The organism is Arcobacter sp. AHV-9/2010 (assembly GCF_004116575.1).
Lineage (GTDB): Bacteria > Campylobacterota > Campylobacteria > Campylobacterales > Arcobacteraceae > Aliarcobacter > Aliarcobacter skirrowii.
Genome location: NZ_PDKH01000006.1, coordinates 42,776 through 69,742, shown reverse-complemented (window position 1 = coordinate 69,742; position 26,967 = coordinate 42,776). Strand labels below are relative to the sequence as shown.

Below are 26,967 nucleotides of genomic sequence, written 5' to 3'. Positions count from 1 at the left end.
TATTAAAGCTCAAATTGATTCTGACAAAAAAAAGGATAAAATAAACAAACCTTCTTATCCTAAATCCAACAACAATAACGCTATGAAAGATAAAAATATTAATAACTCTTCTAAGTGATATGTTTTTATCATCTTATAGTATTGTTTTTTTCTTTTTTGGGAGAGCCTTTTAAACTCTCCCTCTCTTTCTCTATCTTTACTTATGCTCTCTTTTCTTATAATTACATCTTTTTATTTATTTTAGAGTCTACTTTTTTTGCTTTTACAATAAATTTTATATATTTTTTTAGTTGAAAGTGGCACTATAAGTTCTATTAATATTAGTTTTTAGGAGGTATGGTGGAGATGTGCGGGATCGAACCGCAGTCTTAAAACAGTTTATATAAGCGTCTACATGCTTAGCAAAGTTGAAAAATTTCACTTTACAACAGCTCAACTTCCAAAAGCAATCATAAAGCTAAGATTTAAAATTTCTCTTCGAGTTTCAATCAACTCCTCAAAGATAATCTATCTATTGTGAACCAGCATTTATCTACATAGATAGAATCTGTAGTGCTAGCCTCCGAAGACTCAAGGCCGTAAAGGCCGAGTCAATAAGTTGTTAAACTTACGCAGCTTTTGCGTAAGCTGGAGCGTAATTAGTATTATTTGCGTCTAAAAAAAATGAACCGCGTAACGGCATGTTCAGGCCGACATGCAACTTATACTCACTGCTCTAATCGATACCAAGTCATCCCCATAATGAAACGAGATTGTAACTAAAAATATTAAAAAAGTAAAGTTAAAACTATAAAAAGATATAATGATGACTATATTAAAATTTTTGGAGAATTTATTATGAGCAAAAAAGGGATTTTGATAATTGGAGCAGGTGGTGTTAGTCAAGTTGCAACTGTAAAATGTGCTATGAATATTGATACTTTTGAAAAAATCACATTAGCTTCAAGAACAGTTAGTAAATGTGATGCAATAGCGGATTATATTTTTAAAAATCAAGGCGTAAAAATAGATACTGCAAAAGTTGATGCAGATAGTGTTGATGAATTAGTAAAACTTATTGAAAAAGTTAATCCAAAATTAGTTTTAAATGTTGCTTTACCATATCAAGATTTAACAATTATGGATGCTTGTACAAAATGTAAAGTTGATTATGTTGATACTGCAAATTATGAACATCCTGATGAAGCAAAGTTTGAATATAAACTTCAATGGGAAAGAGATGCTCAATTTAAAGAAGCTGGAATCATGGCCCTTTTAGGTTCAGGATTTGACCCAGGTGTTACAGGAGTATTTTGTGCTTATGCTCAACAAAACTTATTTGATGAAATTCACTATATAGATATTATGGATTGTAATGCTGGAGATCATGGTTATAAATTTGCTACAAACTTTAATCCAGAAATTAATTTAAGAGAAGTTAGTGCAAATGGAAGATATTGGGAAAATGGAGAGTGGATTGAGACAAAACCACTTGAAATTAGAGTTGATCATGATTATCCAGAAATTGGAGTAAAGGCTTCATATCTACTTTATCACGAAGAGTTAGAATCTTTAGCTAAAAATATTAAAGGTTTAAAAAGAATTAGATTTTTTATGACTTTTGGTGATAGTTACATTCAACATATGAACTGTTTACAAAATGTTGGAATGTTAGGAATTGAGCCAGTTCTTCATCAGGGACAAAAAATAATTCCAATAGAGTTTTTAAAGACTTTATTACCAGATCCTGCATCATTAGGTCCTAGAACTGTTGGAAAAACAAATATTGGATGTATTATTGAAGGCCTTAAAGATGGAAAACCAAGAAAAGTTTACATCTACAATGTTTGTGACCATCAAGAGTGTTATAGAGAAACTGGAGCTCAAGCTGTAAGTTATACAACAGGAGTTCCTGCAATGATTGGTTCTAAATTACTTTATAAAGGTATTTGGAAAGACAAAGGTGTATTTAATATTGAAGAGTTTGATGCAAAACCATTTATGGATGAGTTAATGACTCAAGGTCTTCCTTGGAAAATCCTTGAACTTGATGTGAAATAGTTATGAATAAAAATTATGAAATAGTTGATAGCTTTGATAAGCTACCAAGTCCAGCATATGTTTGTGAAGAGGAACTTTTAGAAAAAAACTTAAAACTTTTAAAAAGAGTTCAAGATGAAGCTGATGTAAATATTCTTTTAGCACTAAAAGGATTTGCAATGCATTCAACTTTTGATTTATGTAAAAAATATTTAAAAGGTTGTTGTGCTTCTGGTCTTCATGAAGCTATTTTGGCAAAAGAGGAGTTCGGACTTGAAGTTCATACTTACTCACCTGCTTTTAAAGATGAGGAGATTGATGAAATTATTTCAATATCTCATCATTTAGTTTTTAATTCGTGCAATCAACTTCATAGATTTAAAGACAAATCTTTTGGAAAAGTTTCACTTGGAGTTAGATTAAACCCTGAATATTCAAGCGTTGAAGTTGATTTATATAATCCTTGTGCACCGTTTTCAAGACTTGGAATCACAAAAGCAAACTTTGATGAATCAGTTTTAGAGTATTTAGATGGTTTTCACTTTCACGCTTTATGCGAACAAAATGTAGATGCTCTTGAAGGAGCGTTAGCAAACTTTGAAAAAAACTTCTCACAATATTTTGATAGATTAAAATGGGTTAATTTTGGTGGAGGTCATCATATTACAAGAGCTGATTATGATGTTGAAGGCTTGATAAAACTTTTAAAAGAGTTTAAAGCTAGATATCCACACTTAAATGTTTATTTAGAGCCAGGTGAAGCTGTTGGTTGGCAAACTGGTTATTTAGTTGCTACTGTGCTTGATATTGTTAATAATGGAATGGATTTAGCAATTCTTGATACAAGTGCCGAAGCTCATATGCCTGATACTTTAGCAATGCCTTATCGTGCAGCTATAAGAGGAGCAGGTGAAGCTAATGAGAAGAAATATACCTATAGACTTGGTGGAAATACTTGTTTAGCTGGAGATATAATTGGCGATTACTCATTTGATGAAGAGTTAAAAGTTGGGGATAAAATTATATTAGAAGATATGATTCATTATACAATGGTTAAAACAACTACTTTTAATGGTATAAAATTACCATCAATTGTTATAAAAACTAAAGATAATAATTATAAAATTATAAAAAATTTTGGATATAATGATTACAAATCAAGGTTATCTTGATAAAATTACATAGGGAGAACGCATATGGGACACGATAGAAGCTTAGTTAGACATGCATTTGAGGATGACAATTCAGTAATTGATACAAAAGATGATATTCCTCATGGAGTGGATAAAACTAGACCTAGAAAAAAGTTAAAAGAGAAAGTTCAAGATGGTGAAACAAAAGTTCAAGTTTGGATAAAAAAAGATACATTAGAGTACCAAAAACAACTTACACTTTTGCAAATTGAGTTATTGAAACTTCAAAATCATGTTAAAGAAAAAGGTTTAAAAGTATTAGTAATCTTTGAAGGAAGAGATGCTGCTGGAAAAGGTGGAACAATAAAAAGAATAACAGAGCACTTAAATCCAAGAGGAGCAAGAGTTGTTGCTTTGGAAAAACCAAGCGATTTTGAAAAAACACAATGGTATTTTCAAAGATATGTACAGCATCTTCCAAGTGCTGGTGAGATAGTTTTATTTGATAGAAGTTGGTACAACAGAGCAGGAGTTGAACCTGTGATGGGGTTTTGCACAAAAGATGAGCATTTGCAATTTTTGAAAGATGTTCCAGAATTTGAAAAGATGCTTGTTGAATCTGGAGTTATATTATTTAAATTTTATTTTTCTGTTTCAAAATCAGAGCAAGAAAAAAGATTAAAAAAAAGAGATAGCGACCCATTAAAACAGTATAAATTATCTCCAATGGATAAAGAGGCTCAAAAAGTTTGGGATAAATATACAGTTGCAAAATACTCTATGTTAAGAGCTTCTCACACTCCTGTTGCTCCTTGGACAATTGTAAAGAGTGATAATAAGAAAAAAGCCAGATTAAATTGTATTAGACATATTTTAAATGCACTATCTTATGATAAAAAAACAAAAGATGATAATATTTTAAAAATTGATAGAAAAATTATTTTAAATGGTGCAGTAGAGATAGAAAATATGGAGTTTAATCAAGAAGTTTCAAAGGTGAATAGATGAATTTAAGTGATTTTGACATAACAAGTTATAGTGGATTATATATATCAAAAGATTCTCATCCAAAGTTTGGAAAGAAATATATTGCTAGATTTCAGTATGACAAAAAAAGGTATGTCAAAGTATTAGGATATGAAAAAAGAGATAAACTTACTCTTGATAGTGCAAACAGACTCATGGAAAACTTTAAAGATTCGATATTAAAAGATGTTAAGCAAAATATAAAAATAACTCAAAAAACAACTAAAAATAATTTTGATGAAGAGATTGAAAGGTTAAAAGAAGAGAATCTTTTTTTTAAATCTATTTTAAAAAATTATAAATCAATACAACCTGAAGTTTTAGAAGAGGGTATTCAAAAAATTTATGATTTACAAGAGTTAAAACCATATCAAATTGAGTTAATTAAACTTCAAGATTGGCTTGAAAAAGAGAACAAAAGAATGATAATCATCTTTGAAGGAAGAGATGCTTCTGGAAAAGGTGGAGCTATTAGAAGAATAACTAGATATATGAATAATAAACATTATAGGGTTGTAGCTCTTGGAAAACCAACAGAGACTCAAAGAAATCAGTGGTTTATGCAAAAATATATTGAGCATTTTCCAACTGGTGGAGAGATAGTTTTATTTGATAGAAGTTGGTACAATCGTGCTATGGTTGAGCCAGTTTTTGGATTTTGTACACCTGAAGAGCATGAGATTTTCATGGAAGATATTGTAAATTTTGAGCAAGATTTAGTAAGACAAGGAATGATTTTAATCAAACTTTATTTCTCTGTTTCAAAAGAGGAGCAAAAAAGAAGATTTGATAGAAGAATAAATGATCCATTAAGACAGTGGAAATTCTCTGAAGTTGATATGCAAGCTCAAGATCTATGGGATGAGTTTAGTGAGAAAAAATATGAAATGCTTAGACGAACTACTTCAAGAAGTGCACCATGGCATATTGTAAGAAGCGATGATAAACATCTATCAAGAATTGAAGCTTTAAAAATTATATTAAACTCTGTTGATTATGATGGAAGGAATTATGCTTTAAATTTTGAACCAAATGAAGATGTAAATATATCTGTTCAAAAAGAGTTACTTCAAATGAGAAAGACAAAAGATTATTAATAACTTTTGTCTTTGCTATTTTTACCTTAATAAAAACCTTATAAACTTTTAGATAAAATAATTGCTAAATTTAAAAATTCGGAGTAAATTTAATGGAATTTAAAACAAATAGAGTTGATGAAGCAAATATTGAAATAGTTGCTACATTAAAAAAAGAGAACATTGAAAAAAAACTTGATAAGGTTGCTACACAAGCAGCTAAAACTATGAATATTCAAGGATTTAGAAAAGGGAAAGTTCCTGTTGCAGTTGTAAAACAAAGATATGCTGATAAACTTTTAGAAGATGCTGAAGGTGAAGCTATTAGAGATGTTTTAAGTAGTGGATTAAAAGAGCTTAATGTTAAAAATGAAGATTTAATCGGAGAGCCTACTATTTCAAAGTTTGATAAAAAAGATAATGGAGATATTGAAGTTGAAATATCAGTTGCTACAAAACCAAATATTGATTTAGGTGATTATAAAAAACTTTTACCAGATGTTAAAGCTATTGAGATTGATGCTAAAAAAATTGATGAAAGAATAGAAGAGATTGCAAGTTCTTCAGCACCTTTGACAAAAATTGCAAGAAAAAGAGCAGTAAAAGATGGTGATTTTGCAGTTATTGATTTTGAAGGATTTGTAGATGGTGTTGCATTTGAAGGTGGAAAAGCTGAAAAATATCCACTACAAGTAGGAACAGGTTCATTTATTCCAGGATTTGAAGAACAAGTTATTGGTATGAAATATGAAGAAGAGAAAGATGTAATTGTAACTTTCCCAAAAGAGTATCAAGCAAAAGATTTAGCTGGTAAAGAGGCTGTATTTAAAGTAAAACTTCACGAAATTCAAGAGAGAAAAGCTGGTGAAATTACTGATGAGTTTGCTAAACAAATGCTTCCAAATGAAAAAGATGCAACAGTTGATACTTTAAGAGATAGAGTAAAAGAGCAAATGGTTGCTGGTGAAAAAGCTACTTATTATAGAGAAGATTTAAAACCAAAATTCATTGAAAATTTAGTGAAAAATATTAATTTTGCTCTACCTAAAACAGTTGTTGAACAAGAGATTAATTTTGCACTAAATAATAAAATAAGAAGTTTTACAGAGGAGCAAATTAATGAGTTAAAAGAAGATGCTTCTAAAATTGAAAAAATAAGAGAAGAGTTAAAAGAAGATGCTGTTAATTCTGTAAAAGCAACATTTATTGTTGATGCTTTAGCAAAAGCTGAAAAAATTGAAGTAAATGATCAAGAAGTTACACAAATTTTATACTTTGAAGCTTTACAAATGGGACAAAATCCACAAGAGTTAATTAAACAATATCAACAAGCTGGATATTTACCTGCTATTAAAATGTCAATTATAGAAGAGAAAGTTCTTGCTAAACTTTTTGATGAGAAAGCAAAATAATTTTTAGGATAAATGATGAGTTATATACCATATGTAGTTGAGAAAACTGGTCGAGGTGAGCGAAGTTATGATATCTATTCACGACTTTTAAAGGATAGAATTATCATGCTTAGTGGAGAGATAAATGATGCAGTATCTTCAACAGTTGTTGCACAACTTCTTTTCTTGGAAGCAGAAGATCCAGAAAAAGATATCTATTTATATATAAACTCTCCAGGAGGAGTTGTAACAAGTGGAATGTCAATATTTGATACTATGAACTACATAAAACCAGATGTTTGTACTATTTGTATTGGTCAAGCTGCATCTATGGGAGCTTTTTTACTTAGTTCTGGAACAAAAGGTAAAAGATACTCTCTACCAAATTCAAGAATTATGATTCATCAACCACTTGGTGGTGCACGAGGTCAGGCGACTGATATTCAAATTCAAGCACGAGAAATTCAAAGATTAAAAGATACTTTGAACTCTATATTAGCTTCTCAGACTGGTCAAGATGTTCAAACTATTGAAAAAGATACAGATAGAGATAACTTTATGAGTGCTCAAGAAGCTTGTGATTATGGACTTGTGGATAAAGTTATTGAAAGACACAATTAAGAGATATAGATGATTAGAGAGATAATTACATATCCAAATAAATTACTTCGAACAAAATCAAAAGATGTAGTGAAGTTTGACAGTGAACTTCACACTCTTTTAGATGATATGTATGAAACGATGATGAATGCTTCTGGAGTTGGACTTGCAGCTATTCAAGTTGCTGTTCCTTTAAATGTTCTTATTATAAATCTTCCAAATCAAGATGATGTACAAGATAAAAATGATTTAATAGAGGCGATAAATCCTGTAATTACTCATAAAGATGGTACTCAAGTCTATCAAGAGGGATGCTTAAGTGTTCCTGGATTTTATGAAGATATTACTAGAGCAAAGCATATTATTGTTGAGTATTTTAATAGATTTGGAGAAAAGCAAGTTATGGAGTGCGAAGACTTTTTAGCTGTTGCTTGGCAACATGAGATGGAGCACTTATCAGGACATGTTTTTATAGAAAATTTATCTTTTATAAAAAGACAAAAATTTGAAAAAGAGTATAAAAATAGAAAAAAAACTAAAAAATAGTTTAACTATTTTTATAATCTCTTACTTATAATATTTAATATTAGAATTAATAAAAAACTATTCATAAAAATCCAAACTGACCAGAAAAAAAACTTTTCAAATAGTGTTGCAAAAACATCTTTAAAATTTATTGGACAAGATTTAAACGCTAAATAAATTGCTAAAATAGTTGCTACTATAAAACTATAAATATTTATTTGAGCAAAAATAACAGTAAAAATTGAGAAAAATGGAGCAAAAATAGTTAAGGCAAAAAATCTTCCATAATTTTTTCTTCTTTTTTCACCATTAAAATAACCAACTGTATATTTGCAATTTGGGCAAATTGTACCCATCTGTGATAAAATTTCATTACCACAATCTGGACAATTTATAATCTCTGACATAAAAATTCCTATTTTTATTGAAATTATATCTTAGCAACATTAAATAAACTCACTCTTGTTTTATAAGCTCTTCATAAATTTTTGACATTTTTTCAATCTCATCTCTTGAAGCTTTTCTTCTGCAAGATAGATAACCTTTTGTTCCATCGCATGAAATAAATGGATAAACAGTTGCAAAAACCCAATAAAAATTACCATTTTTTGTAGTATTTTTTACATAACCCGTCCAAATTTCACCTTTTTTAACGGTATCCCAAAGATCTTTGAATGCAACTTTTGGCATATCTTTGTGTCTTACAACACTATGAGGTTTCCCAATTAGCTCTTCAATTTCATACTCAGCAATAGTACAAAAATCTTTATTTGCAAATCGTATAACACCCTTTTCATCAGTTTCGCTAACTAAAAATGTATAATCATCTAAAATTATCTCTTTATTGCTCATAGATTATCCTTTAAAACTTTTTACTTTTAGCATCTTCTAATGCTTCAGCTGCCATTTGTGAAACTACATTTGATATATCATTTATAAGTATCGTCTCTTTTTCATTCTCTTTTGATATTTGATCTAAAATAGTAATAGTTTCATTAACTTGATTAATTCCAACCATCTGCTCATTTGCTGCATCACTTACGCTTTGAATAATATTTAAAGTTTGTGATATATGAGAATGTAGAGATTTATATCCATCTTGCATTTTGCTTGATATTGATTTTCCTTCATAGGCTTTTGAATTAGCCAATTCAACTAGATTTTTTATATCATTTGCTGCTTCTGCACTTTTATTTGCTAGATTTCTCACTTCACCAGCAACAACTGCAAAACCTTTTCCAGCTTCCCCAGCAGTTGCTGCTTCAACTGCTGCGTTTAGGCTTAAAATATTTGTTTGAAATGCTATTTGATCAATAATTGTAATTGCTTCGTTTATAGCTGTAACTTTAGCATTTATCTCATCCATTGATAGAGTTGTTTGGTTTGCAAGTTTATAACCATCTTCAACGGCTTGTTTTACAATTTCTGCTAGATTTGACATCTCATTAGTATTTTTAGAGTTATTTTTTGTAATTTCTGAAATTGTTTGCACAGCTACTGTTGTATCTCTTAGGCTATCAATCTGTTTTGTAATTTTTGAACTTAAACTCTCAAGTGAGTTTTTTAGTATTTTTGAATTATTTTCTAATACATTTCCATCTTCAAGTCCATTTTTGGCTTGAGTTGCTAAAGTATTTCCCAAACTATTAACACCCTCCATAACTTGTAATAAGTTCGATGGATTTAATATTTGCTTACTAATTTGTAATCTATCTTTATAATCATTTATACTATAAGATTTAAGAACTTTTTCAATATCTTTCATATGAGTTTCTAAGTCATCAATAGCTTCATTAATTGTATTTTTTAATGTATTAATCATAGGATTAGAACTATCTGATTTTACTCTACAACTAAAAATACCCTTTCTTAATTTATCAAAAGTTAAAACACTCTCTCCAATAACTCTCATATCAATTTTGAATTTATTATCAAACTCATCAATTGCACTATTTATATCTTTTGCCATTGTTGAAAATTCACAATCACCTTTTATCTCTTGTTTATTAATTCTATTTTGTTTATATGTAATAAAATTTATAAACTCTCTAAAGTGCATAGAAAACTCTTTTATTCTATTTGTGATTCCTTTTGCAATAAAGAAAAATATAAAAAGTTGTAAAATAATAATTAAAGCACCAAGAAGTACAATTTTATAAAAGAACTCAAAATATATATCTTCTAAATAGTCTTCTTTGTTTATGCCTGGAACCAACCACATTTCCCACTCAGGAATATATTTGTAATATATGATTTTATCTTGATTTGTTACATCTGTGTAGTACTCTATTATGCCACTTCCTTCATTGCTTGAAGTTATTGTTTTAATAAAATCTAAAGATGATAGATTTTTTCCTTCAATAGTTGGGTGTATTGTAATATTTCCATTTTTATCTACAAAATATATATAACCACTTTTTCCAATTTTTATCTCTTTTATAGCATTTTTAAATTCATCTTTTTCATAACCTTTTGGGTCATTTTTTGCATATAAGGATGCTAGTGAGTATATTGACTCACCAAGAGTTTCTAAATCTTTATTAATGATAAGTTCAATATTTTTTTTAGCAATAAAAAATGATATAGAAATTATAAAAACCAAAGTTATTATGTTAAAAAACATAGTCAAAAAAAGTTTCTTACTTGTAGACATATTTTCCCCTTTAGCCTAAATTAAGATTTAGATTTAAATTCTATCATAAAAAATACATTTTTGCATTATTTATTTAAATATTGTAAAATCAAAAAAATCTTAAAGAGGATATAATGAAAGTTATAAAATCTGCAACGCTATCTTCAATTGACGCAACTGTGGTTGATGTTGAATCAACATTTACAAGGGGAATGCCAAGCTTTACAATAGTAGGGATGGTAAGTGCAAGTATAAATGAATCAAAAGATAGAGTTAAATCTTCACTTTTAATAAATGAGTATAAATTTCCTCCTCTAAAAATAACAATTAATTTATCACCATCTGAGTTGAGTAAAAAAGGAACACATTTTGATTTAGCAATAGCTTTGCAAGTTGCACTTTTTAATGAAACAAAACTATTTTTTGATGATATATTTTTCTTTGGAGAATTGGCACTTGATGGTAAAATCAAAGATACAAATCATATATTTGCAATAGTATTATCACTTGCAAAACAAGGAGAGTTGAAAAAAGTTGCTGTATGCAAAGATAGTGCAAAAAAGTTGGCAAATATTCCAAATATTGAGATTTTTGTTATTGATAATTTAAATGATGCTATAAATTTTGTAAAAAGTGATAAAAAAGAGCAATTTTTATATCAAAATCAGATTTTACCATATAAAAAAATTATTATAAATGATGAAACTTACTACTATGATGAGAACTATTTAAATGATTTTAGTGATATTTTAGGTCAAGATATGGCTAAATATGCAGCTGTTATTTGTGCTGCTGGAAATCACAATTTTATTATGGAGGGAAGTCCAGGTTGCGGTAAATCTATGATTGCAAAAAGATTACAATATATTTTGACTCCCATGAGTTTAGAGGAGATTTTAGAGAAAGCAAAACTTCAAGCTCTTGATATGCTTGAAGTTGATTTTAAACCAATAAGAGCATTTAGAAATCCTCATCACACTGCAACAAAATCTTCAATTTTGGGTGGTTCAAACTCTATGGGAGAAGTTGCTCTTAGCAACAATGGAATTTTATTTTTTGATGAGTTACCACACTTTCCAAATCATATTTTAGAGGCATTAAGAGAGCCACTTGAAGATAATAAAATATTAATATCAAGAGTAAATAATAAAATAGTTTATGAGACAAAGTTTATATTTATAGCAGCACTTAATCCTTGTCCTTGTGGAAATTTACTTTCAAGTGTAAAAGAGTGTAGATGTAATAGCTTAGAGGTACAAAGATATAAAAATAGGCTTAGTGAGCCATTTTTGGATAGGATTGATCTATATTTAGTTATGAATGATAGTTTTAATGATAATAAAAATATTGTAAGTTCAAAAGAGCTTCATGAAACTGTTATAAATGCTTTTATCAAACAAAAACAAAGAGGTCAAAAAGAGTTAAATGGGAAACTTAGTGATGAGGATATAAAAAAATATTGTATTTTAGATGATGAGAGCAATGAGATATTAGAAAAAGCAAGAATAAACTACTGCTTATCTTTTAGAAGTATAAATAAAGTTTTAAAAGTTGCAAGAACAATTGCTGATATAAATAATAATGAACTCATTACTAAAAGTGATTTATTAAAAAGTTTAAATTTTAGAAGAAGGTAGTTAAAAATGGAGTTTTTCTTAATTTTGAAATTAAAATTATGTTACTATTATAACTATTTATTAAAAAAGGCAAATTAATGACAAAATGCGGATATGTTTCAGTTGTAGGAAGACCAAATGCAGGTAAAAGTTCACTTTTAAACTGGCTTGTTGGTGAAAAGATTGCTATGGTTTCACACAAAGCAAATGCAACTAGAAAAAGATCAAATATTATAGTTATGCACGAAGATGACCAGATTGTTTTTGTAGATACTCCAGGAATTCATGAGACAGAAAAACTTTTAAACAAATTTATGCTTGATGAAGCACTAAAGGCTATTGGAGATTGTGATTTAATACTATTTTTAGCTCCAGTTACTGATAGCTTAAAATATTATGAAGATTTTTTAGAGAAAAATAAAAAAAATACAAAACATATTTTGCTTCTTACAAAAATAGATTTTGTAAACAATGAAGAGCTTATGAGTAAACTTAAAGAGTATGAAAAATATAGTGATAAATATGAAGCAATTATTCCAATATCTATAAAAAAAGCTACTAAAAAATCTGATATTTTAGGTGAGGTTGTAAAATATTTACCAGTTCATCCATATTTATTTGATCCAGAGATTATGACAACAGAGCACTTAAGAGATATATATAAAGAGTTTATAAGAGAAGCTATTTTTGAAAATATTAGTGATGAGATTCCTTATGAAGCTGATGTTATGATAAATAAAATTGAAGAGAAACCAAATGTTGATGTAATAAAGGCAAAAATAATTGTACAAAAAGATAGTCAAAAAGGTATGATTATTGGGCAAAATGCAACAGCAATCAAAAGAATTGGAAAAGCTTCAAGATTAAAAATTGAGAAACTTAGTGGTAAAAAATGTTTCTTGGAACTTTTTGTTAGTGTAAAGAAAAATTGGACAAAAAATAAAGATGCTTTAAAATCTATGGGGTATGAATTCGATAGTTAAACTTATTTTTTAAGGGGGTTTAAATTGTCTTTTATCGCAACAGTTTTGGATATAACTATTGTTGATTTTGAGGTAAAAGAGAAGATAAATGATAATTTTCTAAAAGATTATATATCAACAAATTTAAACCTAAAAAATATAAAAATTGAAAAAAATCAGAAAATTTTTATAAATTTTGTTGAAAAAATAAAAGAGTATCAACTCTTTATTTTGGATAAATCGTTTAAGTATTTTGAATATGAGATTATAAAAGAGATAAAAGAGTTTGATTTTATAGGTTTTTCTCTATTTATTTGCGAAGATTTTTTTGTAATTTTCAAAGATAAAAACCTATACTACCTTCAAAAAATAAATCAAAAAATTGAAAACTTTGAACTTTTAACATTTTTAGATAAAAAATTTAATATAGATTTTAAATATATAAAAAATTTATCAAAAGATGATTTAAAAATCTTAGAAGATGATTTTTTAAAAAAATCAAAAAAGAGCTATAAAGAGGAGTTAAAAAGAGTCAATCTATCAAAAGATTTTAGTTTTTATCTTTTTGTTCTATATATTTTTATTTTTTCAATTTTTTCAATAAGTTATTTTAAGAATGAGTATGAAAAAGAGTTTGCTTTAAAAAATATAGATCCAAATATGATATTAAAAAATCATCAATTTTTTAGCTTTGAAGAGAGATTTTATAAAGTTTTAAAAGATGCAAATTCTACTTTGGTTGATATTGTTATTTTTGATTATAAAACAGATTTTGCAAAAATTGTTGTTGAATCTTCAAATAAAGATGAGATTAATAATTTTTTAAATAGTTTTAACAAAATAGAGAAAAGTTCAATAAATTTTTTAGATGATAAAGATATCTTTAGGGCAACAATAGATGTTAAATTATCTAAATAATAGCTTCATTAACAGCAAAATAAAAACAAAAACACAGCTAGTATTACTTCCTATTTTAATATTTTTTTTAATCTTTACTATTTTTAATAATACTATTTTTCAAAATAGTTTAAAAAACGAAGATTCTAAAATTTATGATATTTTAAATAAGAAAAACAGTACACCATTAATAGAGATATCAAAACAAATTGGTGAAATAGCAAATGAAAACAAAGTTTTTATTCAAAAAATAGAGAATTTTAAAGATGAGATTAGAGTAGTTGCAAAATCATCAAAAAATAGTTTAATTAAGTTTTTAATAGATATTGAAAATTTTAATGACTTTTCAAATATAAGTAGTTTTACTCTAAAAAAAGTTAAATCTGATGACTATTTTTTTGATTTAAATATAGATTTTTCAAAATATTATATAAAAACTAAACAAAATATTATAAGAGATTTAATCTCAAAAAATAGTGATAAAAAGGATTTAAAAAATAAGATACCAAAGCTTACTGCTATTATTGGAGACTTTGTTTTAATAGATAATATTTGGATAGAAAATGGTGATTTTTATAAACATTATAGAGTAAAAATTGTGAATAATAATATTGTTTTATTGGAGTTTGAAAATCAAAAATTAGAACTAAAGGTGCATCAATATGAGTCTGTTAAAAACTAAAATAGATTTTTCAATATTTACTAAATATGGTGTTGAATTTTTCTTAAAAAATGAAATAGTTCCAATTTATGAAGATGGTATATCCTTGACTTTGGCTATTTGTGAAGATTTTGATATTTTAAATTTTGAACATAATTTTGTAAAACATATAAATTTTCAAAGATTTGAAAAGAGAGAGATTCTGTTTTTGCTACTAGATATTGAAAGAAAAATATCACTTTATGAAAAAGCAACAAGTGCATTAAAATTAAATAGTGAAAATCTATCAACTGCTAGTTTTTTGGATAGCTTGATTCTATTTTCAATAGAGAAGAGAGCTAGTGATATACATATTGAAGCTTATGAAAATTTGACACTTTTTAAGTTTAGAGTTGATGGAAAATTGAGTATATTTTTTAGTTTTTCGATTGAATTTTTTAAGATAATATCCTCTTATATAAAACTAATTTGTAATCTTGATATGACGCAGACACGGTTGCCTCTAGATGGAAGATTTTCAAGAGTTATAGAGGATAAAAAGTATGATTTTAGATTCTCTTCTATGCCAACTATTGATGCTGAATCAATAGTTTTAAGAATTTTGGATAATAAAAATATAGATAAATCACTACAAACTTTGGGTTTTAGTCAAAATATTTATGATAGTTTAAAAAATATATTAAAATTAAAATCAGGACTTATATTAATTAGTGGACCAACAGGAAGTGGAAAAACTACAACTTTGTACTCAATTTTAAAAGAGTTAAATAGTGAAGATAAAAAGATAATCACAGTTGAAGATCCAGTTGAGTATAAAATTCCTTCAATCAATCAAATATCAGTAGATAATAAGTTAGGACTTAGTTTTGAACTTGTTTTGAAAAATATTTTAAGACAAGATCCAGATATTATATTTATTGGTGAAATTAGAGATAAATTTTCTCTTGATATTGCTCTTCAAGCTTCACTTACAGGTCATTTAGTTCTTGCTAGTATTCACTCAAATAGTTCATTAGAAACGATTACAAGACTACTTGATTTACAAGCAGATCCATATTTAATTTCAACATCACTTAAAGCTTCACTAGCTCAAAGATTGGTTTTGAGTTTTTGTAAATATTGTAAAGCACAAGGTTGCAAAAAGTGTAACTACACAAAATTTTATGAAAGAGTTTGTATAGCAGAACTTCTACTTGTAGATGAGGTAATCGCATCTTTAATTTTTAAAAAAGCAAGTAGCCAAGAGTTTTGGCAATATTTAAAAACTATAAATTATAAAACAATGCTAGATGATGGACTTTTAAAGGTAAAAAATAGTGAAACATCTATTGAAGAGCTTGAAAAATTGGTATGTATAAATGAAAAAATATAAGATAATATACCAAGAAAATGGTGATATAAAAAATCAAATTGTAACAGATATTGAACTTGAATTAATAAAAAAAGAGTTTGATATATTAACTATAAAACCAAAAAAATCTATATTTGAAATTAAATTTAAAAATAGAGTGAAAGTTCCAAAAAAAGAGCTTTTATTAATCTTTTTTGAGTTAAATTTAATGCTTGAATCAAATATAAATATAAGTGATGCTATAGATATTTTAATTAAATCAAAAAAGAGTAAAAAAACTCAAAAATTTTTACAAGCTATTAATTATGCACTCTCAAACTCTATGCCAATTTCTGAAGTATTAGATGAATTTGCAATAGAAGATTTTGTGAAAGATTTTTTAAATATCTCTCAAAATAGCTCAAATTTAGGTAGAAATGTAGATGCTATTTATAATCTTTTAAAAGAGCAAGATAGTATTAAAAAGAGTTTTTATAAAGTCTTAGGCTATCCAATTTTTCTATTTCTTACATTTTTAGCTTCTTTGTTTATTATTTTTAGTTTTGTTATTCCAAGTTTTAAATCTATTTTTCAAAATCAAATAGAAAATCTTCCACAAAGCACAAAAATATTATTAAATATGGAGATATTTTTTCAAGAGTATTTTCTAATTTTCATTATGATTGTTTTTTCTTCGATACTTTTTTTAATTTTTTTATATAAAATTAGTAAGAAATTTGAGTATTTTTTAGATTATATTTTTATTAAATATATTCCAATATTCTCAATAGTTTTAAGAAATTTACAACTATATAAACTTTTTTTAGTCGTTGATATTATGCAAAAATCAAAGTATGAATTTCACAAAGCTTTCTTAAATAGTAAGCTTTTAGTAAAAAATAAATATTTATTGGATAGAATCCGCTTAATTGATAGTTTGCTAGAAAATGGAAAGAGTATTTGCTTTGCTTTTAAAGATGTAAATATTTTTGATAATATTATTTTAAATCTACTAAATACAGGTGAAGTGACAAATAGTTTAGAAATTGTTGTTCCTGAGATAAAAAATATATATAAACATAGATTTGAAAATAGTGTAAATCTTATGATTTCCATAATCCAGCCACTATTTTTACTATTAATTGCTAGTATGATTTTATTTATTGTATTAGCAATATTTACACCTATTTGGGAAATGGGAAGTTTAATAAAATAAAAAGGACTCTAATGATTAGTTGTTATGTAAAAAAAGGCAATAGATTAAGTGTAATACAAGGTTTAGAGTTTTTAGAAAATATTGAAGATAGAAAGAGTGTTATTTGGATAGATATGTTTTCTCCAACTTTACAAGAGGTAAGAGCTGTTGAAAATATTTTTACTATAGAGTTTCCAACAAAACAAGAGAGTGAGGAGATTGAGCTAAGTTCTAGGTATTGGGAAGAGGGAAATAGAATAGAGATAAATAGTTATTTTCTTATAAATGATAAAAAAGATCCAGTTAATGAGACGGTCTCTTTTATTTTACAAGATGATTTGTTAATAAGTGTTAGATATAAAAAATTAGCAAGTTTTGATGCTTCAATTAAAAAACTTCTAGCAAGTCCAAGAGAGTATAGAACAGGTTACTCTATTTTTTCTCAGATTATTGATATTAGAATTGATACAGATGCTGATATTATTGAAGAGCTAAATAGAGATATAGCAGCAATAAGAAAACAGGCTTTTAATGATGATGTTGAAAATGAAGATTTACTAGAGCAGATGTCTGCATTTGAAAACTTAAATATGAAAATAAGAGAGAATTTAACAGATAAACAAAGAATTTTAAACTCTTTATTGAAATCTCAAAAAATAACTGAAGATAAGAGTGAACTTCCTATTATGTTAAAAGATATTAGATCATTAATTGACCATACAAATTTTAATTTTGAAAGAATTGATTATTTGCAAAATATATTTATAGGGCTTTTAAGTGTTGAGCAAAATAAGGTTATAAAAATCTTTACTATTGTAAATGTAATTTTCCTTCCTCCTACACTAATTGCAAGTATTTATGGAATGAACTTTGAGATTATGCCTGAACTTAATTGGGAGTATGGATATCTTTTTTCAATAGGAGTTATGATTTTAGCTGCTGTTACACCTTTGATAATCTTTAAGAAAAAAGGTTGGATATAAAACTATTGTAAAGGAATTATAAATTATGAAAGAGATTGAGTTTGAGAATTCAATAAAAAATATTTTAGAGTATATTGAAGAAGATGTAAATAGAGAGGGTCTTTTAGATACTCCAAAGCGTGTTAGAAAAGCTTATGAGTTTATGTTTAGTGGATATAAACTTGACCCAAAAGAGATTATTCAAAAAGCACTTTTTACATCTACAAATGATGAGATGGTTGTTGTAAAAGATATAGAGTTTTACTCTTTTTGTGAGCATCATATGTTGCCAATTATTGGAAAAGCTCATGTTGCTTATATTCCAAATGGGAAAGTTGTTGGACTTTCAAAAATTCCTAGAGTTGTTGATGTTTTTGCAAGAAGACTTCAAATTCAAGAGCAGATGACAGAGCAGATTTGTGATGCTTTAAATGAACACTTAAAACCAAAAGGTGTTGCTGTTATGATTGATGCAAGACATATGTGTATGGAGATGCGTGGAGTTGAAAAAATTTGTTCAACTACTGTAACTTCTTCTTTAAGAGGACTTTTTAAATCTGATAAAAAAACTAAAGATGAGTTTTTATCAATAGTATCTTCTTCTTTTAATAAATAAACCATTTTTTGGTCTATTTATTAAATAATATAGTTAATTATTAAGTAATAAAGCTTTTAAGCTCTTTGCATTAAATATTTTTAAAGTATCACTCTTTAGATTTTTAAGTTCATTAGAGCAACCATTTTTTGTAAAAATAACTATAATATCATAAGCTATATCTTCACTTTTTAGATCCTCTAAAAATTTATTAAATTCACTCTTTTTTAATTTATTATCACTATATTTGCACATTCCTACAATAGTTTTTTCCAAAATCGTTTTTGCAACTATTGGAATATTGATATTCTCATTCCAATATTGACCATGCTGTTTTATATTATCTACAAAACTATTTTTTATAAAAGCTAAAGCTAACTCTTCAAAGATAAAATCACTAAAATCTGACTCTCTACTTTTAAATTTCTCTTTAAACTCCTCATAGTTTCCATCTTTAATCCCTTTGTAAATAGGAGATACAAAAGCAAACCAAAATCGAAGAAAAGGATTCGTAAAAATAAGCTTTTTAGCCACTTTTGAATCACCTCTTTTTCCAAGTAAAAAGTGTTCAGAACTATCAATATCTAAAATCTCTTTTTCATACAGTGAGTCAACACACTTCATACCCTCTTCAAAGCTTACATGAGCTCTTTTAAAGGCATTTGTAGTTTTTCTATCTCCTAGTGCAACTCCAGAAAGAATCGCATGATCTACATGGTAACCGCCTGTTAAATGGTTTATTTCGCTTCTATAGTAGTTGTAGTTGTTTAAAATATGTTTTTCTATTAATTCTAAAATTGGTTTTGAAGTATCTATCTCTATCTTAAGTCCTCCAAATATAGTAAAATATTTTATTGCAATTTGCATATCATCTATTTTGTTTACTTTACAAAATAATTTAAACTGCTCTTTTATTGATTTGTCTAATATAATCATGTTTTTGTTTTCCTTAAGATAGATTGAATAACTTAAATTTATTCTCTTTTTCCAAATGTAATATTATAAGCTCGATTTAAAAATCAAAAAGTGGGTTATTTGGAGCACCCACGCATGTTGGAATTTCAGATGGAAAATAGACATCTAAATTACACACCTTCCCCACTATAGCTGTAAAGTTAATGATTGATTTTTAGGAAGAAAGAAGTAGTGTTTGACACTACTTTTGACATTTTTCACAAACTCCATATAGTTGCATTGAGTGATCAGTTATTTTAAATTTATTTGCTTTTGCAATCTTCTCTTGTCTTTTTTCAATCTCATCATCTACAAATTCAACAATAACTCCACACTCTGTACAAATTAAGTGGTCGTGATGAGATTTCGTATTGCTTTCATATTTTTTACCTTCAGTACCAAAGTTAATAGATGCGATAAGATCAATCTCTTCTAAAAATCCTAAAGCTCTATAAACTGTAGCTATTCCAACATTTGAATCGGGATAATCTTTTTTGATTTGATTATAAATCTCTTCAGCAGTCAAATGATCATCAGCTTGAAGCAGTACACTTAAAATTATCTCTCGTTGTTCAGTGTACTTTAAACCTTTTTGCTTAACAATTCTTCTTAGCTCTTCAATTATTTTTTCTTGATCACTATTTTGTTTCATATAAATACCTCTTTAAATTTTAACTTATTAGTATATCTAAAGTTTGAATAAATTTCAAACTTATATATCTTTTGATTTAGCTTAAGCTATATTTATCAAACTTTATATTACAATAATCATTATTGTTTTAAAAAGGTACAAATATGTCTATAAATGATTTAGATTTTAATAAAATAGCTACAATCAAGGCTATAAATTGTGATGATATTTTAAAAAATAGATTTTACTCATTTGGAATAGTAGAGGGTACAAATATTTGTGTAACTGCAAAATCATTAAGAAAAAAGACTATTGAAATAAGAGTAGATAAATCAAAAGTTGCTTTAAGAGATAGTGAAGCCAATAGTATAAAAGTAGAAGTTTGTGAAAACTAAAATTAAGATTGCATTGGTTGGACAACCAAATGTTGGGAAATCTATGCTTATTAACTCTATTTCTAACTCAAGATTAAAAGTTGGAAATTTTTCAGGAGTTACTGTTGAAAAAAAAGAGATAAATTTCTTTTATAAAGATTTTGATATAACTATTGTTGATCTACCAGGCTCATATTCACTTACAAACTATTCAATTGAAGAGAGAGTTGTAAATGAGTTTTTAAATAAAAATAACTACGATATTATTTTAAATGTTGTTGATTCTACAAATCTTCAAAGAAATCTTCTTTTGACAACTGAACTTATGGCACTTAATAAAAAGATTGTAATTGCTTTAAATATGAGTGATGAAGCAAAAAAAGAGAATATATTAATAGATGAAAAAAAGTTATCAAATTTTTTAAATATCTCTTGTGTAAAAACAAGTGCTAAAACAAAAGATGGACTTGATAAACTATTAGAAGAGATTATAAAAACTTATAAAAATAAAGAGGTGTCAAATATAGATATCTCTTCAATTAATCAAAGATTTGAATTTTGTAAAAGTGCTGTAAAAGAGTGCGTAAGTGTAGATAATTTTTCAAATAAGAGTGTTACAGAGAAGATTGATTCTATATTGATGAATAAATATTTAGGAATTCCTATCTTTTTATTTTTTATGTGGATACTTTTTCAATTGACTTTTACATTAGGAGAAGTTCCTATGGAGTATATTGATATTGGTTTTTCAACAATCTCTTTAGAGATTAAAAATCTTTTTGGTGAAAATCAACTAAGTTTACTTCTTTCAGATGGAATAGTTGCAGGAGTTGGTGCTGTTGTTATGTTTTTACCAAATATTTTGATTCTATTTTTAGGAATATCTTTACTAGAATCAACAGGATATATGAGTAGAGTTGCTTTTTTATTGGATGGGATTTTTCATAAATTTGGATTACATGGAAAATCTTTTATACCTTTAGTAACAGGTTTTGGATGCTCGGTTCCAGCTTATATGGCAGCAAGAACTTTAAAAAACCAAAAAGATAGATTGATAACTTTGTTTATAATTGGATTTATGTCATGTGGTGCTAGATTGCCTATTTATGTACTTTTCGCAGGTGCATTTTTTTCAACTCAAAGTGCTGGAAATATTCTTTTTATAATATATATTTCAGGAGCCATTTTTGGGCTGTTTGCTGCAAAGATTTTAAGAGTTGTAGTATTTAAAGGAGTTGATGAACCTTTTGTAATGGAGATGCCAAAGTATAGGCTACCATCATTTAGATTTATTTTTAAAGATATTATAAATAAAGGTTTTATGTATTTAAAAAAAGCTGGAACTTTTATTTTAGCAGCTTCAGTTTTAATTTGGTTTATGAGTAATTATCCAAAAAACTTAGAGTTTCAAGAGGAGTTTGAATCTAAAATTGAGTTAGCAACTACAAAAGAGCAAAAAATAGATTTACAAAACGAGTTAGATTTATATAATCTTGAAAACTCATATTTAGGAGTTATTGGTAAGTTTAGTGAACCTTTGTTTGCTCCTTTAGGTTTTGATTGGAAGATGACAGTTGCTCTTGAGGCTGGTTTAGCAGCAAAAGAGGTTGTTGTTACAACTCTATCTATTTTGTACAAACAAGGTGCAAATGAAGATCCAGAAAATCCAAGTGAAGGCTTAGTTGAGAAAATAAAACAAAACATACCTTTTGCTTCAGCAATATCATTTATAGTTTTTGTAATGTTATATATTCCATGTTTAGCTGCTGCTATGGTATTTACAAAAGAGGCTGGTTCATGGAAATATCTGCTTTATCTATTTATTTTTACAACTTCAACTGCTTGGATAGTATCATTTGTGGCATATAATATTACAAAATTAGTAGTTGCATAACTGTTTGCAACTACTAATCCATTTTAAAAGCTTCCCAAAGGCTCTCTTGGCTATATTTTGCTCTATTTTTTAAAACCTCAAAAGGCATATACTCCTCTTTATATCCCATTGAAAAATGATCTTTAATCCAATATCCTAAATAGATATATGGTATTTTTAACTCTTTTGCAATTTGTATTTGAAACAAAATTGAGAATTTTCCAATAGATAAATCACTATAATCATGGTCATAAAAACAATAAATAGATGAGATTGATTTTTCTAGAATATCTACTAGAGCAACACCAATTAATTTGTTATCTCTAAAATATAAAAACTCTCTAGCATACTCTTTTTCACCCTCTACATAGGATTTTACATAGTCATCTAAATCTATTGGATTATATGGCCAATTCTTTTTGTGATTCATAAATTCATGATATTTGTTATAAAGCTCTAAATGCTCAATTGTAACACTTGGATTTCGTATTGAAATTTTTGTATCTCTGTTTTTTGCTAAGACTCTTTTTTGAGATTTTGAAAATTTAAAGTTTGCTACATCTATTCTCATAGATACACATTTTGTGCAAGATCTGCACTCAGGCACAAAATGAACCTTACCAAATCTTCTCCAACCTCTTTCTAGCTTATTTTGGTAGTTTTCACTACTACAACTATTTAAAAATTGGTATCTAATATCAGATGATTCATTGTCAAAATAGGAACACTCTCTATTCTCTTCAAAAAACTCAAAATCTTGGTTAAAAAACTGCATCTATTCGTTTATTTTCTCTTTTATCTCTTTTGCCAAAGAAGATATTTTTTTGATTTTTTCACTACTATTTAAACTATCATCAAGCAGATGTTGAACAAAAGCACTTCCAACTATAACTCCATCAACATCTTTTGATTTTTCCTTACAAGTTTTTTCATTTATTCCAAAACCAATATATAAAGGAGTTTGTGAATATTTTCTTACATTTTTTATAAGTTGTGATAAATCCTCATCTCTTCCGCTTCCTGTAATTCCAGCATAAGCAACCATATAGATAAATTTTTGTGAATTTTCTACAAGTAGTTTAATTCTATTCTCAGGTGTTGTAGGAGCTACAAATGCTATATTTGCTTTATTATATTTTTTGAAAAGCTCTTCATATTTTTTACCCATTTCATAAGGTAAATCTGGAATTACCACTCCTGATACACTATATTCAACTGCTTTTTTTAAGAAGTTTTCCAAGCCATAGTGATAAAATGGATTCATATATCCCATCCACAAAGTATCAATATCTTTTGCAATTTTTGATGAAACTTCAAAAAGATCATTTAGTTTAAAACCATTTTTTAAAGCCAATAAATTAGCTTTTTCAATAATTGGTCCTTCTGCAACTGGATCTGAAAATGGAACACCAAGCTCTAAAATATCAACTCCACTATCTTTTAAACTATATGCCAAATCAATTGTAAAATTGTTGTTTGGTAAAGATGTAGTAATATATCCAACTAATTTTTTCAACTCTTATCCTAAAAATAAATTTTTTGATTTTATCTAAAACCGAATTAAAATCTATTTTTAGCTATAATCAACTCTATTTTAATTTAGGATTTTATTATGAGTATAATTAAACAAAATTTTGAAAAAATGAACATAACGAAGATTATAAATGCAAAAAATAGATTTAAACTAACTGTAATTACAGCATATGATGCTTTGTTTGCAAAACTATTTTCACAAAGTGCTGATATTATACTTGTAGGAGATAGTTTAAATATGAGTTTTGCTGGTAAAGATGATACTTTAAGTGCAACGCTAGATCAGATGATTTATCACACAAACGCTGTTTGCAACGGTGCAAAAGATAGTTTTGTTGTTATGGATATGCCTTTTGGAACATATATTAATAAAGATGAAGCTTTAAAAAATTGTGTAAAAGTTTATAAAAAAACAGCTGCAAGTGCTGTAAAAATTGAGGGTGGTGAGGATAGAGCCGATATTGTAAAACATCTTACATCAAACTCAATTGCAGTTATGGGTCATATTGGTCTTATGCCACAATATGTAAGAAGTGTTGGTGGATATAAGGTTCGAGGAAAAACAAAAATTGATGAAGAGCAGTTAATTCGTGATGCAATCGCAATAGAGAAAGCAGGAGCATTTTGTATTGTAATAGAGGGTGTTATGAGTGATGTTGCACAAAAAATTACACAAGCTGTTTCAATTCCAACAATTGGAATTGGAGCTGGTAAAGAGTGTGATGGTCAAGTCTTAGTTTGGTCTGATATGTTAGGATTTTTTGAAGATTTTAAACCAAAGTTTGTAAGACACTATTTAAATGGTTCTAAACTTGTAAAAGATGCTGTAAATAACTACAGAGATGATGTTCAATCACAAAATTTTCCATCAAAAGAGGAAGAGTATTAAAATGAATTTTAAAAGCGGAGCTTTATAGTGCAAAGATTAGTTGAGGTTGAATCAGTATCTTTTGAAGAAGAGACAAATGAGCAGAGTTTAAGACCCTCAAACTGGGATGATTATATAGGTCAAGAGAAGATTAAAAAAAATCTTAGAGTCTTTATAGATGCCTCTAAAAAAAGAGCAGAAGCACTTGATCATATTTTATTTTATGGACCTCCAGGTCTTGGAAAAACAACTCTATCTTATCTTATATCAAATGAGATGAGTACAAATATAAAAGTAACAGCTGGTCCTATGATTGAAAAAAGTGGTGATTTAGCAGCTATTTTAACAAACCTTGAAGAGGGAGATATTCTTTTTATTGATGAGATTCATCGTTTAAGTCCTGCTGTTGAAGAGATTTTATATCCAGCGATGGAGGATTATAGACTTGATATTATAATTGGTAGTGGACCTGCTGCTCAAACTGTAAAAATTGATTTGCCAAGATTTACACTAATTGGAGCAACAACAAGAGCTGGAATGCTCTCAAATCCTCTTAGAGAGAGATTTGGAATGCATTTTAGAATGCAATTTTATACAGATGAAGAGTTAGCAAAAATTATTCAAAAAGCTTCTGTAAAGTTAGGTATATTTTGTGAAGATGAATCAGCTTTAGAGATTTCAAAAAGAAGCAGAGGAACTCCAAGGGTTGCCTTGCGACTTCTTAGAAGAGTAAGAGATTTTTCTCAAGTTGTAAATGATAAAACCATAAAATTAGATAGATGTAAATATGCACTTGATGAGCTAGGGGTTAATGAGAATGGTTTTGATGAGATGGATATAAATCTATTAGAACTTCTTATTTCAAATAAAGGAAGACCTATGGGATTAGGAACAATTGCAGCAGCTTTAAGTGAAGATGAGGGGACAATTGAAGATGCAATTGAGCCATATTTACTTGCAAACGGATATATAGAAAGAACAGCACGCGGAAGAGTTGCTAGCGTTAAAACTTATGAGATGTTTAGATTAACTCCACCAGATGGTAATAAATTAGATGATAGTTTTCAAGGAAAACTTTTTTGAAACCAGCATATTTTTTAATAACAATCTCTATAGTTTTGCTATTTTTTCTTATAGAGTTATTTAATCCATTTTTAAAATCTATTTTTGTAGCAACACTTCTTACAATTGCTACAAACTCTATGCATCAAAAAATAGAAAGAAGCATTAAAAATAGGGTATTATCAACTTCAATAATAACTTTTGTAATGGCTTCACTATTTTTTATTCCAATTTTATATTGCATTATCTCTTTTGCTACATATTTTAATCAAGTAAATCAAGTGACTTTAGTAAATAATTTAAATGAGATAAAAATATCTTTTTTTGGTATATTAAAAGAGTTTAGTTTTTTAAATGATTTTATGGAGAGTATTACTTCAAAGCTAGATATTGGGAAATTAGTTCAACAGCTTGTATCTTTGAGCGCATATTTAGGTAAAAATAGTGCAAAATTTATGGCTGATATGTTTTTAATTCTAATATTTTTATTCTTCTTTACGCTATATTCAAAACAAATTTCACAATATTTAAAAAATATTATTCCAATAAATAATGAAGATGCAACAATTTTATTTAATGAATCTTCAAGCGTTATGAGCGTAGTTTTTTACTCAATTTTAGTAACAGCTATATTTCAAGGATTTTTATTTGGAGTATTCTTAACAATATTTGGATATGACGGTCTATTGTTTGGTGTTTTATATGGTTTTGCCTCACTGATTCCTGTTATTGGTGGAGTTATTATGTGGCTTCCTGTTTCAATATATGAAGCAAGTACAGGAACTTTATCAAATGCAATATTTATTGCTATTTACTCAATAGTTGTAATATCAATTATTGCAGATACTTTTATAAAACCAATAATAATAAACTATATAAATAAAAAAGTTGTAAAAAATAGAACAAATATTAGTTCACTTTTGATATTTTTCTCAATAATTGCAGGATTATCTACTTTTGGATTTTGGGGTATGATAATTGGACCTGCTATGGTTAGTCTTTTTATATCTGTAATGGAGTTATTAAGAAAGTATAGTGATATTTTTAAGTAA

General features: G+C 27.4%; 27 protein-coding genes and 1 other RNA gene. 20 read left to right on the top strand and 8 right to left on the bottom strand.

All coding sequences use genetic code 11. From position 1 onward, the window contains the following. Nucleotides 1-337: 337 nt before the first annotated feature. Nucleotides 338-738, bottom strand: a transfer-messenger RNA (tmRNA) gene (ssrA, locus tag CRU94_RS08730). 99 nt (nucleotides 739-837) lie between these two features. Between ssrA and CRU94_RS08725 the strand changes: the two genes are divergently transcribed. The 7 genes from CRU94_RS08725 to def all read left to right on the top strand — a co-directional run bounded on the left by CRU94_RS08725 (nucleotide 838) and on the right by def (nucleotide 7,791). After that, nucleotides 838-2,040 (top strand): saccharopine dehydrogenase family protein, encoded by a 1,203-nt coding sequence (locus tag CRU94_RS08725; protein ID WP_129106395.1) that lies wholly within the window; start codon nucleotides 838-840, stop codon nucleotides 2,038-2,040. A 2-nt stretch (nucleotides 2,041-2,042) separates the two neighbouring features. Continuing rightward, nucleotides 2,043-3,191 carry a carboxynorspermidine decarboxylase gene (nspC, locus tag CRU94_RS08720; protein WP_129106394.1) on the top strand — a complete coding sequence of 383 codons (1,149 nt, stop codon included), beginning with the start codon at nucleotides 2,043-2,045 and terminating at the stop codon, nucleotides 3,189-3,191. 24 nt (nucleotides 3,192-3,215) lie between these two features. Continuing rightward, a complete protein-coding gene (gene ppk2 / locus CRU94_RS08715) occupies nucleotides 3,216-4,160 on the top strand; it encodes a polyphosphate kinase 2 (RefSeq protein ID WP_129106393.1) in 945 nt (314 codons plus the stop codon). After that, complete coding sequence (gene ppk2 / locus CRU94_RS08710) at nucleotides 4,157-5,275, top strand: polyphosphate kinase 2 (protein ID WP_129106392.1); 1,119 nt, start codon at nucleotides 4,157-4,159, stop codon at nucleotides 5,273-5,275. The genes ppk2 (CRU94_RS08715) and ppk2 (CRU94_RS08710) overlap by 4 nt, the downstream gene beginning before the upstream one ends. A 92-nt stretch (nucleotides 5,276-5,367) precedes the next feature. Continuing rightward, nucleotides 5,368-6,666, top strand: a complete 1,299-nt coding sequence (tig, locus tag CRU94_RS08705) for a trigger factor (RefSeq protein ID WP_129106391.1) — start codon at nucleotides 5,368-5,370, stop codon at nucleotides 6,664-6,666. Nucleotides 6,667-6,681: 15 nt separating this feature from the next. Continuing rightward, nucleotides 6,682-7,266: an ATP-dependent Clp endopeptidase proteolytic subunit ClpP gene (clpP, locus tag CRU94_RS08700; protein WP_129106390.1), complete on the top strand. Its 585-nt coding sequence runs from the start codon at nucleotides 6,682-6,684 to the stop codon at nucleotides 7,264-7,266. A 9-nt stretch (nucleotides 7,267-7,275) separates the two neighbouring features. After that, nucleotides 7,276-7,791 carry a peptide deformylase gene (gene def, locus CRU94_RS08695; RefSeq protein WP_129106389.1) on the top strand — a complete coding sequence of 172 codons (516 nt, stop codon included), beginning with the start codon at nucleotides 7,276-7,278 and terminating at the stop codon, nucleotides 7,789-7,791. A gap of 11 nt (nucleotides 7,792-7,802) precedes the next feature. On the opposite strand, the gene CRU94_RS08690 is transcribed toward def, so the two are convergent. From CRU94_RS08690 to CRU94_RS08680, 3 genes are read right to left on the bottom strand one after another with little or no spacing between them, the layout of a single operon-like run. Continuing rightward, the gene (locus tag CRU94_RS08690; RefSeq protein WP_129106388.1) at nucleotides 7,803-8,177 is read right to left on the bottom strand and encodes a hypothetical protein; all 375 of its coding nucleotides are present in this window, start codon (nucleotides 8,175-8,177) and stop codon (nucleotides 7,803-7,805) included. Between the two features lie 49 nt (nucleotides 8,178-8,226). Beyond that, nucleotides 8,227-8,622: a PAS domain-containing protein gene (locus CRU94_RS08685; protein ID WP_129106387.1), complete on the bottom strand. Its 396-nt coding sequence runs from the start codon at nucleotides 8,620-8,622 to the stop codon at nucleotides 8,227-8,229. 10 nt (nucleotides 8,623-8,632) lie between these two features. Next, nucleotides 8,633-10,423, bottom strand: a complete 1,791-nt coding sequence (locus tag CRU94_RS08680) for a methyl-accepting chemotaxis protein (protein ID WP_129106386.1) — start codon at nucleotides 10,421-10,423, stop codon at nucleotides 8,633-8,635. Between the two features lie 113 nt (nucleotides 10,424-10,536). On the opposite strand from CRU94_RS08680, the gene CRU94_RS08675 reads away from it, so the two are divergent. The 8 genes from CRU94_RS08675 to folE all read left to right on the top strand — a co-directional run bounded on the left by CRU94_RS08675 (nucleotide 10,537) and on the right by folE (nucleotide 18,641). Beyond that, entirely contained in the window at nucleotides 10,537-12,039 is a 1,503-nt protein-coding gene (locus tag CRU94_RS08675) for a YifB family Mg chelatase-like AAA ATPase (RefSeq protein ID WP_129106385.1), read from the top strand. Between the two features lie 77 nt (nucleotides 12,040-12,116). Continuing rightward, nucleotides 12,117-13,001 (top strand): GTPase Era, encoded by an 885-nt coding sequence (gene era / locus CRU94_RS08670; RefSeq protein WP_109066286.1) that lies wholly within the window; start codon nucleotides 12,117-12,119, stop codon nucleotides 12,999-13,001. Nucleotides 13,002-13,025: 24 nt separating this feature from the next. Beyond that, nucleotides 13,026-13,898, top strand: coding sequence for a hypothetical protein (locus CRU94_RS08665; protein WP_129106384.1), 873 nt, complete (start codon nucleotides 13,026-13,028; stop codon nucleotides 13,896-13,898). Next, nucleotides 13,879-14,559, top strand: coding sequence for a hypothetical protein (locus tag CRU94_RS08660; protein WP_129106383.1), 681 nt, complete (start codon nucleotides 13,879-13,881; stop codon nucleotides 14,557-14,559). The genes CRU94_RS08665 and CRU94_RS08660 overlap by 20 nt, the downstream gene beginning before the upstream one ends. Continuing rightward, entirely contained in the window at nucleotides 14,540-15,910 is a 1,371-nt protein-coding gene (locus tag CRU94_RS08655) for a GspE/PulE family protein (protein WP_129106382.1), read from the top strand. The genes CRU94_RS08660 and CRU94_RS08655 overlap by 20 nt, the downstream gene beginning before the upstream one ends. After that, nucleotides 15,897-17,084 carry a type II secretion system F family protein gene (locus CRU94_RS08650; RefSeq protein WP_129106381.1) on the top strand — a complete coding sequence of 396 codons (1,188 nt, stop codon included), beginning with the start codon at nucleotides 15,897-15,899 and terminating at the stop codon, nucleotides 17,082-17,084. The genes CRU94_RS08655 and CRU94_RS08650 overlap by 14 nt, the downstream gene beginning before the upstream one ends. Before the next feature lie 11 nt (nucleotides 17,085-17,095). Further along, nucleotides 17,096-18,046 carry a magnesium/cobalt transporter CorA gene (gene corA / locus CRU94_RS08645; RefSeq protein ID WP_129106380.1) on the top strand — a complete coding sequence of 317 codons (951 nt, stop codon included), beginning with the start codon at nucleotides 17,096-17,098 and terminating at the stop codon, nucleotides 18,044-18,046. 22 nt (nucleotides 18,047-18,068) lie between these two features. Further along, entirely contained in the window at nucleotides 18,069-18,641 is a 573-nt protein-coding gene (gene folE / locus CRU94_RS08640; protein WP_129106379.1) for a GTP cyclohydrolase I FolE, read from the top strand. A gap of 33 nt (nucleotides 18,642-18,674) precedes the next feature. Here folE and CRU94_RS08635 read toward each other — a convergent pair whose 3' ends face one another. Together CRU94_RS08635 and CRU94_RS08630 are read right to left on the bottom strand one after the other, a co-directional pair. After that, a complete protein-coding gene (locus tag CRU94_RS08635) occupies nucleotides 18,675-19,556 on the bottom strand; it encodes a DUF234 domain-containing protein (RefSeq protein ID WP_129106378.1) in 882 nt (293 codons plus the stop codon). Between the two features lie 220 nt (nucleotides 19,557-19,776). Continuing rightward, nucleotides 19,777-20,226 carry a Fur family transcriptional regulator gene (locus tag CRU94_RS08630; protein WP_129106377.1) on the bottom strand — a complete coding sequence of 150 codons (450 nt, stop codon included), beginning with the start codon at nucleotides 20,224-20,226 and terminating at the stop codon, nucleotides 19,777-19,779. A gap of 143 nt (nucleotides 20,227-20,369) precedes the next feature. Here CRU94_RS08630 and CRU94_RS08625 point away from each other — a divergent pair, with 143 nt between their 5' ends. Together CRU94_RS08625 and feoB are read left to right on the top strand one after the other, a co-directional pair. Further along, nucleotides 20,370-20,600 carry a FeoA family protein gene (locus CRU94_RS08625; RefSeq protein WP_129106376.1) on the top strand — a complete coding sequence of 77 codons (231 nt, stop codon included), beginning with the start codon at nucleotides 20,370-20,372 and terminating at the stop codon, nucleotides 20,598-20,600. Continuing rightward, nucleotides 20,590-22,473 carry a ferrous iron transport protein B gene (feoB, locus tag CRU94_RS08620; RefSeq protein ID WP_129106375.1) on the top strand — a complete coding sequence of 628 codons (1,884 nt, stop codon included), beginning with the start codon at nucleotides 20,590-20,592 and terminating at the stop codon, nucleotides 22,471-22,473. The genes CRU94_RS08625 and feoB overlap by 11 nt, the downstream gene beginning before the upstream one ends. A 13-nt stretch (nucleotides 22,474-22,486) precedes the next feature. Here the strand turns inward: feoB and CRU94_RS08615 are convergent, their stop codons facing one another. Continuing rightward, entirely contained in the window at nucleotides 22,487-23,227 is a 741-nt protein-coding gene (locus CRU94_RS08615) for an arginyltransferase (protein WP_129106374.1), read from the bottom strand. After that, nucleotides 23,228-23,968 (bottom strand): tryptophan synthase subunit alpha, encoded by a 741-nt coding sequence (trpA, locus tag CRU94_RS08610; RefSeq protein WP_129106373.1) that lies wholly within the window; start codon nucleotides 23,966-23,968, stop codon nucleotides 23,228-23,230. Nucleotides 23,969-24,064: 96 nt separating this feature from the next. On the opposite strand from trpA, the gene panB reads away from it, so the two are divergent. The 3 genes from panB to CRU94_RS08595 are packed head-to-tail and all read left to right on the top strand — an operon-like array spanning nucleotide 24,065 to nucleotide 26,967. Further along, entirely contained in the window at nucleotides 24,065-24,874 is an 810-nt protein-coding gene (gene panB, locus CRU94_RS08605; RefSeq protein ID WP_129106372.1) for a 3-methyl-2-oxobutanoate hydroxymethyltransferase, read from the top strand. A gap of 27 nt (nucleotides 24,875-24,901) precedes the next feature. Further along, nucleotides 24,902-25,936 (top strand): Holliday junction branch migration DNA helicase RuvB, encoded by a 1,035-nt coding sequence (ruvB, locus tag CRU94_RS08600; protein ID WP_129106371.1) that lies wholly within the window; start codon nucleotides 24,902-24,904, stop codon nucleotides 25,934-25,936. Then, nucleotides 25,933-26,967, top strand: a complete 1,035-nt coding sequence (locus CRU94_RS08595) for an AI-2E family transporter (RefSeq protein WP_129106370.1) — start codon at nucleotides 25,933-25,935, stop codon at nucleotides 26,965-26,967. Before ruvB ends, CRU94_RS08595 begins: the two co-directional genes overlap by 4 nt.

Bases quoted from the DNA above. Each gene is read 5' to 3' on its own strand.
- CRU94_RS08630 (WP_129106377.1), bottom strand. From the start codon at position 20,226: ATGAAACAAAATAGTGATCAAGAAAAAATAATTGAAGAGCTAAGAAGA.
- CRU94_RS08690 (WP_129106388.1), bottom strand. From the start codon at position 8,177: ATGTCAGAGATTATAAATTGTCCAGATTGTGGTAATGAAATTTTATCA.
- CRU94_RS08685 (WP_129106387.1), bottom strand. From the start codon at position 8,622: ATGAGCAATAAAGAGATAATTTTAGATGATTATACATTTTTAGTTAGC.
- CRU94_RS08625 (WP_129106376.1), top strand. From the start codon at position 20,370: ATGTCTATAAATGATTTAGATTTTAATAAAATAGCTACAATCAAGGCT.
- CRU94_RS08655 (WP_129106382.1), top strand. From the start codon at position 14,540: ATGAGTCTGTTAAAAACTAAAATAGATTTTTCAATATTTACTAAATAT.
- CRU94_RS08660 (WP_129106383.1), top strand. From the start codon at position 13,879: ATGTTAAATTATCTAAATAATAGCTTCATTAACAGCAAAATAAAAACA.
- CRU94_RS08635 (WP_129106378.1), bottom strand. From the start codon at position 19,556: ATGATTATATTAGACAAATCAATAAAAGAGCAGTTTAAATTATTTTGT.
- clpP (WP_129106390.1), top strand. From the start codon at position 6,682: ATGAGTTATATACCATATGTAGTTGAGAAAACTGGTCGAGGTGAGCGA.
- CRU94_RS08675 (WP_129106385.1), top strand. From the start codon at position 10,537: ATGAAAGTTATAAAATCTGCAACGCTATCTTCAATTGACGCAACTGTG.
- CRU94_RS08680 (WP_129106386.1), bottom strand. From the start codon at position 10,423: ATGTCTACAAGTAAGAAACTTTTTTTGACTATGTTTTTTAACATAATA.
- corA (WP_129106380.1), top strand. From the start codon at position 17,096: ATGATTAGTTGTTATGTAAAAAAAGGCAATAGATTAAGTGTAATACAA.
- panB (WP_129106372.1), top strand. From the start codon at position 24,065: ATGAGTATAATTAAACAAAATTTTGAAAAAATGAACATAACGAAGATT.
- CRU94_RS08650 (WP_129106381.1), top strand. From the start codon at position 15,897: ATGAAAAAATATAAGATAATATACCAAGAAAATGGTGATATAAAAAAT.
- CRU94_RS08725 (WP_129106395.1), top strand. From the start codon at position 838: ATGAGCAAAAAAGGGATTTTGATAATTGGAGCAGGTGGTGTTAGTCAA.
- tig (WP_129106391.1), top strand. From the start codon at position 5,368: ATGGAATTTAAAACAAATAGAGTTGATGAAGCAAATATTGAAATAGTT.
- CRU94_RS08615 (WP_129106374.1), bottom strand. From the start codon at position 23,227: ATGCAGTTTTTTAACCAAGATTTTGAGTTTTTTGAAGAGAATAGAGAG.
- nspC (WP_129106394.1), top strand. From the start codon at position 2,043: ATGAATAAAAATTATGAAATAGTTGATAGCTTTGATAAGCTACCAAGT.
- ppk2 (WP_129106392.1), top strand. From the start codon at position 4,157: ATGAATTTAAGTGATTTTGACATAACAAGTTATAGTGGATTATATATA.
- def (WP_129106389.1), top strand. From the start codon at position 7,276: ATGATTAGAGAGATAATTACATATCCAAATAAATTACTTCGAACAAAA.
- ppk2 (WP_129106393.1), top strand. From the start codon at position 3,216: ATGGGACACGATAGAAGCTTAGTTAGACATGCATTTGAGGATGACAAT.
- era (WP_109066286.1), top strand. From the start codon at position 12,117: ATGACAAAATGCGGATATGTTTCAGTTGTAGGAAGACCAAATGCAGGT.